At 70.8% G+C, this 15,259-nt stretch carries 11 protein-coding genes; 1 reads left to right on the forward strand and 10 read right to left on the reverse strand.

Features of this window, described 5'->3' with window-relative positions; genetic code table 11:
• Positions 1–328 precede the first annotated feature (328 nt).
• On the reverse strand, positions 329–3,577 hold the full coding sequence (locus ABD691_RS13650; protein ID WP_344680010.1) for an ATP-binding protein: 3,249 nt from the start codon (positions 3,575–3,577) through the stop codon (positions 329–331).
• Positions 3,578–3,602: 25 nt separating this feature from the next.
• Between ABD691_RS13650 and ABD691_RS13655 the strand changes: the two genes are divergently transcribed.
• Positions 3,603–4,319 carry a DedA family protein gene (locus ABD691_RS13655; RefSeq protein ID WP_344680012.1) on the forward strand — a complete coding sequence of 239 codons (717 nt, stop codon included), beginning with the start codon at positions 3,603–3,605 and terminating at the stop codon, positions 4,317–4,319.
• A 10-nt stretch (positions 4,320–4,329) separates the two neighbouring features.
• Here ABD691_RS13655 and ABD691_RS13660 read toward each other — a convergent pair whose 3' ends face one another.
• The 9 genes from ABD691_RS13660 to ABD691_RS13700 all read right to left on the reverse strand — a co-directional run bounded on the left by ABD691_RS13660 (position 4,330) and on the right by ABD691_RS13700 (position 15,226).
• Positions 4,330–5,739 (reverse strand): MFS transporter, encoded by a 1,410-nt coding sequence (locus tag ABD691_RS13660; protein WP_344680013.1) that lies wholly within the window; start codon positions 5,737–5,739, stop codon positions 4,330–4,332.
• Complete coding sequence (locus ABD691_RS13665) at positions 5,736–5,927, reverse strand: hypothetical protein (protein ID WP_344680014.1); 192 nt, start codon at positions 5,925–5,927, stop codon at positions 5,736–5,738. The genes ABD691_RS13660 and ABD691_RS13665 overlap by 4 nt, the downstream gene beginning before the upstream one ends.
• Positions 5,928–6,233: 306 nt before the next feature.
• Positions 6,234–8,792, reverse strand: a complete 2,559-nt coding sequence (locus tag ABD691_RS13670; RefSeq protein WP_344680015.1) for an ATP-dependent Clp protease ATP-binding subunit — start codon at positions 8,790–8,792, stop codon at positions 6,234–6,236.
• Positions 8,793–9,050: 258 nt separating this feature from the next.
• Positions 9,051–9,908: an ABC transporter ATP-binding protein gene (locus ABD691_RS13675; protein ID WP_344680016.1), complete on the reverse strand. Its 858-nt coding sequence runs from the start codon at positions 9,906–9,908 to the stop codon at positions 9,051–9,053.
• Positions 9,905–10,990 carry a FecCD family ABC transporter permease gene (locus ABD691_RS13680; protein WP_344680017.1) on the reverse strand — a complete coding sequence of 362 codons (1,086 nt, stop codon included), beginning with the start codon at positions 10,988–10,990 and terminating at the stop codon, positions 9,905–9,907. The genes ABD691_RS13675 and ABD691_RS13680 overlap by 4 nt, the downstream gene beginning before the upstream one ends.
• Positions 10,987–12,057 carry a FecCD family ABC transporter permease gene (locus tag ABD691_RS13685; protein ID WP_344680018.1) on the reverse strand — a complete coding sequence of 357 codons (1,071 nt, stop codon included), beginning with the start codon at positions 12,055–12,057 and terminating at the stop codon, positions 10,987–10,989. Before ABD691_RS13685 ends, ABD691_RS13680 begins: the two co-directional genes overlap by 4 nt.
• A 272-nt stretch (positions 12,058–12,329) precedes the next feature.
• Positions 12,330–12,683, reverse strand: coding sequence for a histone-like nucleoid-structuring protein Lsr2 (locus ABD691_RS13690; RefSeq protein WP_344680020.1), 354 nt, complete (start codon positions 12,681–12,683; stop codon positions 12,330–12,332).
• Between the two features lie 162 nt (positions 12,684–12,845).
• A complete protein-coding gene (gene lysS / locus ABD691_RS13695; RefSeq protein WP_344680105.1) occupies positions 12,846–14,300 on the reverse strand; it encodes a lysine--tRNA ligase in 1,455 nt (484 codons plus the stop codon).
• A gap of 122 nt (positions 14,301–14,422) precedes the next feature.
• A complete protein-coding gene (locus ABD691_RS13700) occupies positions 14,423–15,226 on the reverse strand; it encodes a type III pantothenate kinase (RefSeq protein WP_344680021.1) in 804 nt (267 codons plus the stop codon).
• Between the last annotated feature and the right edge of the window lie 33 nt (positions 15,227–15,259).

Here is a 15,259-nt window from a genome sequence, read left to right on the forward strand (position 1 = left end):
CGAAGCGGCTCTGCCGGTTCGGCTGCGGTTTCGTGGGTGGTTTCTGGGGTCCTCGCCGGCCCCAGACCCCTGGCAGGTCTCCGGGATGAGTCTCCGCTGTCCGCTGCGGTTCGGTTGGGGTGGTTCTCATCCCGTCGACCTCCACGGAGGGCTATCAGACCGCGTCAAGGGGGCCGTTCTGCTTGGGCGCTGCGGTTTGTGCGTTGGTGCCCCCTTGACACGGCCTGATCGGGCTTTGCCAGGTCGACGGGATGAGAACCAAACCCCGCCCTTGTAGGTGGGGGCATTTGCTGGGCGCGTTGGGTGCTTCGGGTTCTCGTCCCGCACCTCACCGCACCGCTTCGCGGAGCGCGGCGAGGGCCTCCTCGTGCGGCAGCGCCGCTCCGCGGGCGCGCTCCGCGCGCAGCTCCGGGGTGTCGAGCTTCGCTCGGAGCGCGCGGATCTCGGGGTCGCCCTCGTCCAGGAGGCCGCGCAGTGCGACGGCCACTCCGAGCATCCTGGCCGCTTCGGCCTGGTCGCCTTCGGCGAACAGGACCAGGGCCGCGTTCTCCGCCAGCAGGGCCATCAGCGGCATCACCGGCAGTTCCATCGCGACCTCGACCGCTCGGCGGATGCGGTCGCGGGCGGCCGGGAGGTCGTCGGAGTCGAGTTCGAGCCTGGCTTCCGAAGCGAACATCAGCTGGGCCGCCGGGTGGTTGTCGCCGGGGGAGCTGGTCAGGCATTCCGCCGCCTTGGCGAAGCAGGTTCGGGCCTGGTCGTGGTCGCCCGCGAGTCTCGCCGTGTCGCCCAGGGCCGTCAGCGCTGTGACCCGGTTGAAGATCGCGTAGCCCGACTCGGCCACGGCTGCCGCCTCCTCCAGCCTTCGCCTGCCTTCGGCGAGGTTGCCCGAGCGCACGTGTTCCATTCCGATCCGGACCGTCGTCGGCACGATGTCCTCGCTCGCCCGCAGCTGGCGCAGCGACGCGGCCGACTCCTCCAGCGCCTCGATGGCTCCGGCGTGGTCGCCGCGCAGGCCCCGGAACCCCGCGAGGCTGCCGATGCTCTGCGCGATCCCCCAGCGGTCGCCGACCTCGCGGAACGCCCGGACCGACGCCCGCATGTCCTCCTCCGCCGCGGCCGGGTCGCCGCGGTGCTCGGCGCCGAACCCGCGGGCGAACGTGCCCGCCGCGCGTGCCCACGGGTCCGGGTGGGCGAGCGCCCGCTGGACCGAGTCCGCCATCGCCTCGTGATCACCGACCATCATCCAGGCCACCGGTTCCATCACCGCCGCGTGCAGGTAGCGGCGCATCGCACCGGAGTCGCGGACCCTGGTCACCGCGTCGCGGGTCCGCTCGGTCCAGCCCTTCTTGTCCGCCATCACCGCGCGCATCAGCTCGACCAGCGCCCGCGCGTCGGCGGGCGCTTGCCCGGGCAGCGCCGACGCCGCGTCCAGCCTCGCCGTCAGCTCCCCCTGCCGGGCCGACATCGACCAGTACCAGGCCAGCGCCGCGCAGAACCGGACCGCGCGGTCGGCGTCCTCGGTGCTGATCGCCCAGTGCAGCGCGATCAGCACGTTGTCCTGATCCGCGTCTAGCCGCTGGAGCCACTCGATCTGGTCCGCGGTGTGCAGTCCCGCCGCCGCCCGCTCCGACGCGGCCAGGAAGTGCTCCGCGTGCGCGGTCCGGACGCGGTCGCGCTCCCCGGCCTCCACCAGCCGGTCGTCGCAGTAGGCCCGCACGGTCTCCAGCATCCGGTAGCGGTCACCGTCGACCGCCTCCACGAACGACTTCTCCACCAGCGAAGCGAGCACGTAGAACACGTCCTCGGCGGGCAGCTCGGCGTCCCCGCACACCTCGGCTACCGACTCCGGGCGCACCGCACCGGCGAACACCGACAGCCTCCGCGCCAGCACCCGCTCCGGCTTCTCCAGCAGGTCCCAGCTCCACTCCACGACCGCGCGCAGCGTCCGGTGCCGGGGCATCGAGGTCCGGTTGCCGCTGGTCAGGAGCCGGAACCGGTCGTCGAGCCGGGCCGCGACCTGGCGCACGCCCATCGCCCGCAACCGGGCCGCGGCGAGCTCGATCGCCAGCGGCATGCCGTCCAGCCTGCGGCAGATCTCCACCACGTCGCCGATCGTGCGCTCGTCGAGCGCGAAGTCCGGTCGCGCCGCGCGCGCCCGGTCGGCGAACAGCCGGACCGCGTCGGAGTCCTCCGGCGCCCCGCCGTCGGGCAGCCCGAGCGGACCGACCGGCAGCAGCGCCTCCCCGGTCAGCGCCAACGGCTCCCGGCTGGTCGCCAGCACCCGCAGCCCCGGGCACCACCCCAGCAGCTCGTGCACGAACTGCGCGGCGGCACCGATGACGTGCTCGCAGTTGTCCAGCACCAGCAGCCCCGGCCCCGCCGAGAACACCTCGACCAGCCTGGTCAGCGCGTCGGTGTGAGCGGTCTCCAGCAGCCGCCCGTCGCGGACGCCGACCGCTGTCAACACCGCCGACACCAAGTCCTCGTCCTGCCGGACCGGGGCCAGCTCCACGAACCACCGCCGCCCGGACGTCCCCGCGGCGGTCTCCACCGCCAGCCGCGTCTTGCCCGCTCCGCCCGGCCCGAACAGCGTCACCAACCGCGACCGCTCCAGCTCGGTCCGGACCTGCTCGATCTCGGTCTCCCGGCCGACGAAGCTGCTCAACCTGGTCGGCAGCACGAGCTCGGCGTCCTCCTTCGGATCCACGGACTCGCCGTGGAGCATCGCCGCGTGCAGCTCCTGGAGCTCCGGCGAAGGGTCCGTGCCGAGCTCGTCGGCCAGCCTGCGGCGCAGCCCGTCGTACGCGGCCAGCGCGTCCGCCCGCCGCCCGGCCGCGAGCAGGGCGCGCAGGTGCAGCGCCGCGAAGCGCTCGCTGGTCGGATGCGCGGCGCGCAGTCCGCCCAGCTCGGCGACCAGTTCCGAACCGCGCCCAGCGCGCAGGTCCGCCTCGACGCGGTCGGCGAGCGCGCTCAGGCGCAGCTCGGCGAGCCGTGCGGCCTCCGCCGCCGCGAACGGCGAGTCGACGAAGTCGAGGAGCGGTTCGCCGCGCCAGAGGCGCAGCGCCTCGCGGAGCGCCTCGGCCGCGGGCGCCGGACCGCCGTCGCGGAGCAGGCGGCGGCCTTCGGCGGCGAGCCGGGCGAAGCGGTGGACGTCGACGGAGTCGGCGTCCAGCTCCAGGGCGTAGCCCGTGGAGGTGGAGCGGAGCGGGACGTCGGCGGGGAGCGCGCGGCGCGCGCGGGAGACCAGGGACTGGAGGGCGTTGAGGGCGCCAGTGGGCGGGGCTGCGCCCCAGAGGTCGTCGATCAGGGTTTCGGTGGACGTGCTGCGGCCGGCGGCCAGCGCCAGGCGCGCCAGCAGCATCCGCACCCGCGCGCCGCCGATCTCGATCGGGCGGCCATCGGCCGCGAACAGCTGGAACGGTCCCAGCAACGCCAGACGCACGCCCCCCAGCTTCGCAGAGATCTCCGGGACCGCGCTGCCGGTTTCTCCGCCGCCGGACCGGCAGATCATGACGCAGATCACGCCCGCGACGGCGGCATCGGCCGCACCGGCTGGGATCATGGCGATAACGGACATACCGCCCGTCGTTTGGAGCCCGCCGATGCAGTCAGCCGTCCCCGCCGAACCAACGGGTTTCACCGCCTGGGTGATCGGCGTGATGGAGGCGCTCGGCGGACCCGGCGCGGGCCTGATCATCGCGCTGGAGAACCTGTTCCCGCCGATCCCCAGCGAGGTCATCCTGCCGCTGGCCGGCTTCACCGCCAGCCGCGGCGGGATGACCGTGCCGGGCGCGATCCTGTGGACCACGCTCGGCTCGCTGGTCGGCGCGCTCACCCTCTACGGCATCGGCGCCCGGCTCGGCCGGGAGCGCACCCGCGCGATCGCGGCGCGGATGCCGCTGGTCAAGCTCTCCGACGTGGACCGCACCGAGGCGTGGTTCGCCCGGCACGGGGTCAAGGCGGTGTTCTTCGGCCGGATGATCCCGCTGTTCCGCAGCTTCATCTCGCTGCCCGCGGGCGTCGACCGGATGCGGATCGGCACGTTCGTGCTGTTCACGACCCTGGGCAGCCTGCTGTGGAACACGGTGTTCGTGCTGGCGGGCTTCTACCTCGGGGAGAACTGGCACCTGGTCGAGCAGTACGCGGGCGTGCTGTCGAAGGCCGTGGTGGTGGCCGTCGTGCTCGGCCTGGTGTGGTTCGTGGTCAAGCGGGTGCGGGGCAACCGCGAGGAGCGGCGGGTCGCCGAGGCCCCGACCGAGCAGTTCGCCGCGGTCGGCGCCGACAACGCCCCCACCGAGCAGCTGCCCCGCGTGCGCTAGATGTTGCGGGTCAGGACGTTGGTGACGCTTGAGCTGGTCGCCGGGATCGGTTCGTGGCGATGATGAGGGCGCTGGCGGCGAGCGGGGGCAGTGCCCACAGTGCGGCGGTGAGGTAGCCGTCTTGGTCCGGCAGCATTGCGCCGTTCGGGGTGGTGGCCGCCAGCAGGAAGCCTGCGAGTGCGCTGCCGATGCTCATTCCGATGCTGCGGGCGATCTGGTTGATCGAAAGCACGCTGGCCGTTTCTTGTTGGGGCACGCCGACGAGGACGAGCTTGGGCATCACCGCGAAGACACCCCCGACGGCGAAGCCGAGCAGGGCGATCGCGCCGAGGACGGCGATGAGCGACTCGTCGGCGACGACGAACAGCAGTGCGCCGGCAACGGCGATCAGGAGCGAGAACGCGTACGTCCAACGTTCGGTGATGCGCGCGATGAGACGCGGAACTGATTTTCCTGCGACGAATCCGAGCAGCGAGAACGGGATCAGCGCTGCACCTGCGGCGACACCGGGAAGCGCGAATCCGTAGTTGGCATCGGCGGGGGTCTGCACGTAACGGGTGAACAGGCTGAACAGCAGGTACAACCCCGTCCCGGCCACGAGTACCGCCAGGTTCGCGCGCAGGACTGGCCCCTGACCGAGCAGCCGGAGGTCCACCAGTGGCGCCGTGGAGCGCAGTTCGACGAACGCCCACACGGCCAGGACCACGGCGGAACCGACGAGGAGACCACCGGTCAGCCACGCGGTCCCCCACACCGCGGGGTCGGCGATGACCAGAAGGAGCCCGAGGGTGCCGGCGGCGAGGAGCAGCGCCCCCGGGATGTCGATCCGGGGCAGCTTCCCGGGTGCCTCCGCGGGCAGTGCCCGCCAGGCGATGGCCAGCGCGGCGGCGGAAAGGAGGAATCCGAGTCCGTAGGCGGCGCGCAGTCCTGCGAGCTGGTCGAGAAGGCTGACCACCGGGTAGCCGACCCCGATGCCGACGGTCGACGCGACCGATAACGCGGCGATCGTGGACGCCGAGCGCTCCGGTGGCAGGTGCGCGCGGGCAACACTCATCAACAGCGCCCCAACCGCGACCGCGAGCCCCTGCAGTCCACGTCCGATCAACAACGCCGCGAACGGAAGCGGGAGCACCGTGAGCAGCCCACCCGCCATGACCAGGGCGAGGGTGGCCAGGATCGTGACCCGGCGGTACGGGCCGCTGCCAAGCCTGCCGAGAACCGGGCCCGCGATCGCGCCGCTGAACAACGTCACCGTCAACGTCCACTGCGCGGCATCCAGGGACACGTGCATTCCCGTGGCGACCGGAGTGATGAGCGGCGCTCCGACACTGCCGATCACCGCTCCGGCCAGCGCCGTGCAGACGAGGGCGACGCTCAGCCGTCCATCCCGCTGGGCTGCGACGTCGCTGCGGGCGCTCATCGGTTCGCCTCGGTCGATATATGCGCGAACAGACCCGGCTGGATCCGGGTGCGGACACCATCGGCCCACGCCGCGTCGACCTGCTCGACGCCCATCGCAGCACCGGCGTTCAGCAGCATCCCGAACGCGAGGAATGTCTTGACCGTCACCGGTTCGAGTCCGGTGCCGTCCTCGGCTGCCTCCCACATCCGTGCGAAGCACGCCCGCACCGCGGCCCTCACCGAGAGCGCATCCAGGCCGGTCCTCCCCTCACCCGCATGCCGTCGCTGACCTGCTCGAACGAAGCCTGAACGAGCTCCAGGAACAGTGCTTTCTTCGTCCCGAACATCCGGAAGACATACGCCTGGATGATCCCACGGCCGGGGTGGCGTCCGAGCACAGGTTCGCCGCGCTCATGACCTTCACGTCGTCGGCGAGCGGGTTCGCGCCAAACAGCCCCCTGAAACGAACGACGGCCCCGCCTCAACGGCGGGGCCCTCGTCAGCTGCGGCGGGTCACTCCTGGTCGGAGGAACCCTCCTGCTTGTCCTCGGACGAACCGGCGGAACCGGCCAGGTCGACCGGCGGCGCGTCTGGCACCAGCGACGGCTTCGCCTCACCGCGGAAGGTGAACTGGGCCTTGTCGTCGGAGCCCTCGCCGTCCCAGCCGTCGACGTCGACGATCACGATCTGACCGGGCTCGATCTCGCCGAACAGGATCTTCTCGGACAGCTTGTCCTCGATCTCGCGCTGGATGGTCCGGCGCAGCGGCCGGGCGCCCAGCACCGGGTCGAACCCGCGCTTGGCCAGCAGCTTCTTGGCCAGCGTGGTCAGCTCCAGCGACATGTCCTTGCCCTTGAGGGCCTTCTCCACCCGGCCGCCGAGCAGGTCGACCATCTGGATGATCTCGTTCTCGGTCAGCTGGTGGAAGACGATCACGTCGTCGATCCGGTTGAGGAACTCCGGCCGGAAGTGCTTCTTCATCTCCTCGTTGACCTTGTTCTTCATCCGCTCGTAGTTCGACTCGGTGTCGCTACCGGCGGAGAAGCCCAGGCCCACGGCCTTGGAGATGTCCTGCGTGCCGAGGTTCGAGGTGAAGATCAGCACCGTGTTCTTGAAGTCCACCGTGCGGCCCTGGCCGTCGGTCAGGCGACCGTCCTCCAGCACCTGCAGCAGGGTGTTGTAGATCTCCTGGTGGGCCTTCTCGATCTCGTCGAACAGGACCACGGAGAACGGCTTGCGGCGGACCTTCTCGGTGAGCTGGCCGCCCTCCTCGTAGCCGACGTAGCCCGGAGGGGCGCCGAACAGCCGCGAGGCGGTGTAGCGGTCGTGGAACTCGCCCATGTCGATCTGCACGAGCGCGTCGTCGTCACCGAAGAGGAACTCCGCCAGCGCCTTGGACAGCTCGGTCTTACCGACACCGGACGGACCGGCGAAGATGAACGAGCCGGACGGGCGCTTCGGGTCCTTCAGGCCCGCCCGCGTGCGGCGGATCGCCTGCGACACGGCCTTGACCGCGTCGTCCTGGCCGATGATCCGCTTGTGCAGCTCGTCCTCCATGCGGAGCAGACGGGTGGTCTCCTCCTCGGTGAGCTTGAAGACCGGGATGCCGGTCCAGTTCGCCAGCACCTCGGCGATCTGCTCGTCGTCGACCTCGGCGACCACGTCGAGGTCACCGGCCTTCCACTGCTTCTCCCGCTCGTCCTTCTGGCCGAGGAGCTGCTTCTCCTCGTCCCGCAGGCGGGCGGCGCGCTCGAAGTCCTGCGCGTCGATCGCGGACTCCTTGTCCCGGCGGACGTCGGCGATCTTCTCGTCGAACTCCCGCAGGTCCGGCGGCGCGGTCATGCGGCGGATGCGCATCCGGGCGCCTGCCTCGTCGATCAGGTCGATCGCCTTGTCCGGCAGGTAGCGGTCGTTGATGTAGCGGTCGGCCAGGGTGGCCGCCGACACCAGCGCGCCGTCGGTGATCGACACCCGGTGGTGCGCCTCGTAGCGGTCCCGCAGGCCCTTGAGGATCTCGATGGTGTGTTCCAGCGAGGGCTCGCCGACCTGGATCGGCTGGAAGCGGCGCTCCAGCGCCGGGTCCTTCTCGACGTACTTGCGGTACTCCTCCAGCGTGGTCGCACCGATCGTCTGGAGCTCACCGCGGGCCAGCATCGGCTTGAGGATGCTCGCCGCGTCGATCGCGCCCTCGGCGGCGCCCGCGCCGACCAGGGTGTGGATCTCGTCGATGAACAGGATGATGTCGCCGCGGGTCTTGATCTCCTTGAGCACCTTCTTCAGGCGCTCCTCGAAGTCACCGCGGTAGCGGGAGCCCGCGACCAGGGAACCCAGGTCGAGGGTGTAGAGCTGCTTGTCCTTGAGCGTCTCGGGCACCTCGCCCTTGACGACCTTCTGCGCCAGCCCCTCGACGACGGCGGTCTTGCCGACGCCGGCCTCGCCGATCAGGACCGGGTTGTTCTTGGTGCGCCGCGAGAGGACCTGCATGATCCGCTCGATCTCCTTCTCGCGACCGATGACCGGGTCGAGCTTGGACTCGCGCGCGCTCTGCGTCAGGTTGCGGCCGAACTGGTCCAGCACCAGCGACGACGACGGGGTGCCCTCGCCGCGGCCACCGGCCTCGGCGGGCTCCTTGCCCTGGTACCCGGACAGCAGCTGCAGCACCTGCTGGCGCACCCGGTTCAGGTCCGCGCCGAGCTTGACCAGCACCTGCGCGGCCACGCCCTCGCCCTCGCGGATCAGGCCCAGCAGGATGTGCTCGGTCCCGATGTAGTTGTGCCCGAGCTGCAGCGCCTCGCGCAGCGACAGCTCCAGCACCTTCTTGGCCCGCGGGGTGAACGGGATGTGCCCGCTCGGAGCCTGCTGCCCCTGGCCGATGATCTCCTCGACCTGCTGGCGCACGCCCTCCAGCGCGATCCCCAACGACTCCAGCGCCTTGGCGGCGACACCCTCACCCTCGTGGATCAAGCCCAGGAGAATGTGCTCGGTGCCGATGTAGTTGTGGTTGAGCATCCGGGCCTCTTCCTGGGCCAGGACGACCACCCGCCTCGCGCGGTCGGTGAACCTCTCGAACATTCGCACTCCCTGACTGCTGCGCCGGCGGTCTCTTACCGGGGCACGGCACCTGCTACCGCTGTTGTCACGCCGTTGCCCGCGATGGGTTCAGCACTCTTGCAGACCACTGTAGTAGTCCCACCCCATCGCGGTCCGTGCCCGCTGGCAGCCTGCTGTTCACATTCTTGTACGACACCCTGAGCAACGGGCCGCTGGCCTGCGGCATTCCGGCTTCCTGCTGGTCGGGTCGGGTTGTCCGCTGAGCGCGAACACCGCTGTTCAGGAGACTTCCAACTCACCCGTTCGTGCGGCGGTCGGCGTCGTGCTCCGGCGGCCTCCGATCGGGACGACCATCGGGGTACCCACGACGGGGTCGGCGATCACCCGCGCGTTCAGCCCGAACACCTCCTCCAGGAGGCGCTCGGTGAGCACCTCCTCGGGGGCGCCCTCCGCGACGATCGCACCGTCCCGCATCGCCACCAGCCGGTCCGCGTAGCGGGCGGCCAGGTTGAGGTCGTGCAGGACCATCACGACGGTACGCCCGCTGTCGTCGTGCAGTCGCCCGATCAGGTCCAGCACGTCCACCTGGTGGGACAGGTCGAGGTAGGTGGTGGGCTCGTCGAGCAGCAGCAGGTCGGTTCCCTGCGCCAGCGCCATCGACAGCCACGCCCGCTGCCGCTGGCCGCCGGAGAGCTCGTCGACGGTCCGGTCCGCCAGGTCCTCGATGCCGGTCATCCCCAGCGCCTCGGCCACCGCCGCCTCGTCGTCGGAGGACCACTGCCGGTACCAGGACTGGTGCGGGTGCCTGCCCCTGGCGACCAGGTCGGCCACGGTCAGCCCCTCCGGCGCGCTCGGCGACTGCGGCAGCAGGCCCAGGACCCTGGCGACCTCCTTGGTCGACATCCGGTGGATCTGCTTGCCGTCGAGCAGCACGCTGCCGCGCTGCGGCTGGAGCAGCCTGCCCAGCGCCCGCAGCATGGTCGACTTGCCGCAGCCGTTCGGGCCGATCACCGCGGTGATGGTCCCGTCGGCGACGTCGATGTCCAGGCCGTCGACCACAACCCGCTCGCCGTAGGCCAGCCGCAGGTCCCGGGCGTGCAGCCGGGTCTGCCGGGTGCCGGACTCGATCGTTGTCATGCGCGGACCTCCCGGTACCGACGGACGAGCAGGTAGATCAGGTATGGGCCGCCCAGGATCGCGGTGACGATCCCGACCGGGATCTCGATCCCGCCGAAGGCGGTGCGCGAGATCAGGTCGGAGGTGACCACCAGGGCCGCGCCGAACACCATCGAGGTCAGCAGCGGCGGGGTCGCGGTGCGCGCCAGCCGCAGCGCGATCTGCGGCACCGCCAGCGCGACGAACTGGACCGGCCCGGCCGCCGCGGTCGCGACCGACGCCAGCAGCACCGCCGAGATCAGCAACGTCCCGCGCGCGGCGTCCATCCGCACGCCCAGGTTGCGCACGGTGTCGTCGTCGAACTGGAGCGCGCCGAGCACGTGCGTGCCGACCAGCACGACCGGCACCAGCACCAGCAGCGCAAGCGACACCGGCGTGACGTGCTCCCAGCCGCGCGCGTTGAGGCTGCCGGTCAGCCACACCATCGCCCGGCCCGCGTCGTTGACGTCGCCGACCGAGAGCAGCCAGTAGGTCAGGTTGCCCGCCAGGGCGCTGATGCCCACGCCGACGAGCACCAGCCGGAACGAGTCGACGCCGCCGCGGTAGGACAGCCCGTACACCGCGAGCCCCGCCAGCAGGCCGCCCGCCAGGCCGACCAGCGGCAGGCCGACCGACTCCAGCGAGCCGCCGACGGCGCCGACGCTGCCGCCGAGCACGATCACCGCGGTCGCGGCGGTCCCGGCGCCCCAGGTGATGCCGAGCATGTCCGGGGTGGCCAGCGGGTTGCGGGCGATGGCCTGCATGATCGCGCCGGACGCGCCGAGCGCCGCGCCGACCAGCAGCCCGGTCAGCGAGCGCGGCATCCGCAGCTCCCAGATGATCACCTGCCCGGCCCGGTCACCGCCGCCGAACAGCGCGCCGAGCACCTCGCCGGGGCTGATCTGGTACTCGCCCAGCCCGACGTTGAGCACGAACACCGCCAGCAGCAGCGCGAGACCGGCCAGCAGCACCAGCACCGGGCGCCAGCGCAGCACGCCGGAGGCCGGGCCGACGCGCCACGGCCTGCGGCCCGCGACCTTCGGTTCGGTGGCAGTAGTCGTCACAGCCGCACCAGCTTCCTGCGCCGGACCAGTCCGATGAAGAACGGGGCGCCGATCACCGCCAGCATCACTCCGACCTGGACCTCGGCCGGCCGCGCGACCAGCCTGCCCGCGACGTCGGCCAGCAGCACCAGCGAAGCGCCGAGCAGCGCCGCGAACGGCAGCAGCCAGCGGTAGTCGGCGCCGGTGAAGTAGCGGGCGACGTGCGGCACGACCAGCCCGACGAACCCGATCGGCCCGCAGATCGCGACCGCGCTGCCGACCAGGACCGCGATCGCCGCGATGCCCATCCGCCGCGCCCACTCGACCCGGTGGCCCAGCGAGCGGGCGATGTCCTCGCCCAGCGACAGCGCGTTCAGCCCGGAGGCGTTGGCCAGCCCCATGACCAGGCCGACCAGCAGGAACGGCAGCACCTGGTAGATCACGGCGACGTCGGTGACCGCGATCGAGCCGACCTTCCAGAACCGGTAGGTCTCCAGGCTCTGCTGGTCGACCAGCACCAGCGCCGAGGTGACCGCCTGGAGCAGGTGGCCGATCGCCATGCCCGCCAGCGCCAGCGTCACCGGCGTCGGCCCGCCGCGGCCCAGCGAGCCGATCGCGAACACGGCGAGCGCGCCGAGCAGCGCACCGCCGAAGCTGAACCAGATGAAGCCGAACAGGCTGGTGATGCCGAAGGCGTAGACGGAGAGCACGACGCCGAGCGCGGCGCCGTGGGTGATGCCGAGGATGCCGGGATCGGCGATCGGGTTGCGGGTGTGGCCCTGCATCAGCGCGCCCGCGAGGCCCAGCGCGGACCCGGCCAGCACGCCGACGACGGTGCGGGGCAGCCGCAGCTCCCGGACGATCAGGTCGTCCTCGGTGCCGGTGGGCGCGAACAGCGCGTTCCACACCGACTCCAGCGACATCGGCTTGGCCCCGAGCAGGACGCTGAGCAGGCAGCTCAGCACCAGCAGGGCGGCCAGCACGACGATGCCGACGACGCGGCGCCTGCGCCGGGCCCGCAGCCGGTCGCCCGCGGCCGGTTCGCGCCCTGCGTCGGGCGGATCGCCCACGGTCGCGCTGCGCGTCACGTCCTTCTCCTCCTGCCGCCGCCACGCCGAAGTTAGGCATGGCTAGGTTAGGTCGCCCTAAGGCTAACCCATGGCCAGGGTGGGACGGCCGGAGATCGATCAGGTCACGCGAAAGGTTCTCGTCACCGAATCGTGACCGGGTGAGCAATCACCATCAGGTGATCGCAGTTCGCCAATCAGTGGCATTGACACGGCCGTTGCTCCGAAAGAAACACCGGGGCGCTCCCAGCCGGGAAAGCCGGGAACGCCCCTGAGCCTGGTGCGTGAGGTGTTCAGTTCGCCTTGTGGTACTGGTCGACAATGTCGGCCGGGATACGGCCCCGGTCGGAGACCTTCAGGCCCCGCTTCCTGGCCCATTCGCGAATAGCCTGGTTCTGCTCCCGGTCGGCGCTGGTGGAACCGCCCGCGGCTGCGCGGCCCGCACCCGGGCGCGGGCCCGGCTTCTTGCGTCCACCGGCGCGACGGGCGCTGGAGACGTAGTTCGCCAGCGCGTCCCGCAACTCCGTCGCATTCTCGTTGGAAAGGTCGATCTGGTAGGAGACGCCGTCCAACCCGAACTCGACGGTTTCGTCGGCCTGCCCGCCGTCCAGATCGTCGACAAGTGTGACCGTGACCTTCTGTGCCATCTTCGAAGTCCTCCCCGGAGTTATTGCAAAACGGGACGTCGGTCAGCTCCGTTCGAGTGCACCAATATCCGTCACCGAGTCAATCTGGGGGTAGGCTAGCGCAGGGACTCCGATAATGCACTCACCCCGGGGAGGAAAATTCTCCCGTCCTGCCGGATCGGGTCATTCGGGGCGGACCAGCGGGAACAGGATCGTCTCCCGGATACCGAGGCCGGTCAACGCCATCAACAACCGGTCGATCCCCATTCCGACGCCCCCACTGGGCGGCATTCCGTACTCCAGGGCGCGCAGAAAGTCCTCGTCGAGCCGCATCGCCTCGTCATCGCCCGAGGCCGCCAACCTGGCCTGTTCCTCCAGCCGGGCGCGCTCGGCCACCGGGTCCACCAGTTCGGAGTAACCCGTGGCGAGCTCGAATCCCCGCATGTAGAGGTCCCATTTCTCGGCCATCCCCGGCTTGCTGCGGTGCTGCCTGGTCAGCGGGGCCGTCTCCAGCGGGAAGTCCCGCACGAAGGTGGGCGCGTGCAAATGATCCCCGACCAGGTGCTCCCACAGCTCCTCGACGAGCTTTCCGTGCCCGTGCGCGGGATTCGTCTCCAAACCGACCGAGTCGGCGTGCTTGCGCAACGCCGCCACCGAGGTTTCCGGCGTGATCTCGGATTCCAGCGCCTCGGACAACGACCCGTACATGGTGATGGCCGACCACTCGCCGGACAGGTCGTATTCGGTACCGTCGTACCAGGTCACCACCTGCGATCCGGTCAGCGCCTCGGCCGCCTCCTGGACCAGCGACCTGGTCAGCGCGGCCATCCCGTCGTAATCCGAGTACGCCTGGTAGAACTCCAACATCGCGAACTCCGGCGAGTGGGAAGAATCACTTCCCTCGTTGCGGAAGTTCCGGTTGATCTCGAAAACCCTCTCGATGCCGCCGACCACGCACCGCTTCAGATACAGCTCCGGCGCGATCCGCAGATACAGCTCCATGTCGAAGGCATTGGAATGGGTCACGAACGGCCGCGCCGCGGCCCCGCCGTGCAGGGTCTGCAACATCGGGGTCTCGACCTCGACGAATCCGCGCCGGTGGAACGAGTCCCGCAGCGAGCGCTGCACCGCGGCCCTGGTCCGCACGGTCTCGCCCGCCTGCTTGCGCACGATCAGGTCGACGTAGCGCTGCCGGACCCGCGTCTCCTCGGCGAGGTCCTTGTGCGCCACCGGCAGCGGGCGCAGCGTCTTGGCCGCCATCCGCCACTCGTCGGCCATCACCGAGAGCTCACCGCGGCGGGACGTGATCACCTCGCCGTGCACGAACACGTGGTCGCCGAGGTCGACGTCGCTCTTCCACGCGGCCAGCGAGTCGTCGCCGACGTTCTTCAGGCTCAGCATCGCCTGCAGCTCGGTGCCGTCGCCGGCGCGCAGCGTGGCGAAGCAGAGTTTGCCGGTGTTGCGCAGGAACATCACCCGGCCGGCCACGCCGACCTCGGCGCCGGTCGCGGTGTCGGGGGCCAGGTCCGGGTGCGCCGCGCGCACTTCGGCCAGGCTGTGCGTGATCGGGAGGTTCACCGGGTAGGGGTCCACGCCCCCGGCCAGCAGCCGCTCCCGCTTCTCCCGCCGGACCCGCATCTGCTCCGGCAGGTCGTCGGCGCCGTCTGCGCCCTCGGCGGTGGTGGGAAGTTCCTGGTCAGTCACGGGGAACAAGGGTACGGACCGGCCCCGTGCGGCTTGACACCAGGCGGGGAGGAACCTCAGGACCGGAAGTTGCGGTCGAAGACCAGCCGCAACCCGAGCAGCGTCAGGTCCGGGACGTGGTGGGAGATCGTGTCCGACTCGGTCACCACCAGCGGCGCGAGACCACCGGTGCCGAGCACCGTCGTCGGGCCGCCGTGGGTGGCCTCCAGCTCGGCGACGATCCGCCGCACCAGGCCGTCGACCTGCCCCGCGAACCCGTAGAGGATCCCGGACTGGAGGCACTCGACGGTGTTCTTGCCGATCACCGACCGCGGCCGGACGAGCTCGACCTTGCGCAGCTGGGCGGCGCGGGAGGCCAGCGCGTCCAGCGAGATCTCGATGCCCGGCGCGAACGCGCCGCCGAGGAACTCGCCCTTCGCCGAGATCGCGTCGACGTTGGTCGAGGTGCCGAAGTCGACCACCACGCAGTTGGTCGAGTGCAGGTGGTGCGCGGCCAGGGTGTTGATCACCCGGTCGGCGCCGACCTCCTTCGGGTTGTCGACCAGCAGCGGAACCCCCGTGCGGACCCCGGGCTCCACCACCACCCGCGGCACGTCGCCCCAGTACCGCCCGAGCATCACCCGCAGCTCGCGCAGCAGCGACGGCACGGTGGACAGCGCCGAGATGCCGGTGATCTTGTCGACGTAGTCGCCGAGCAGGCCGCGCACGGTCAGCGCGAGCTCGTCGGCGGTCATCCGCGGCTCGGTGCGCATCCGCCAGTCGCGGACCAGCGTCGCGTCGGCCTGCTTGTCCTGCACCGCTTCGTCGGCGTAGAGGCCGAGCACGATGTTGGTGTTACCGACGTCGATGGCGAGCAGCACCGGGTCTTCCTTCCACGCTTGGGTCCGCCGAGC

It is taken from the genome of Saccharopolyspora taberi (assembly GCF_039534165.1).
GTDB classification, from domain to species: Bacteria; Actinomycetota; Actinomycetes; order Mycobacteriales; family Pseudonocardiaceae; genus Saccharopolyspora_D; species Saccharopolyspora_D taberi.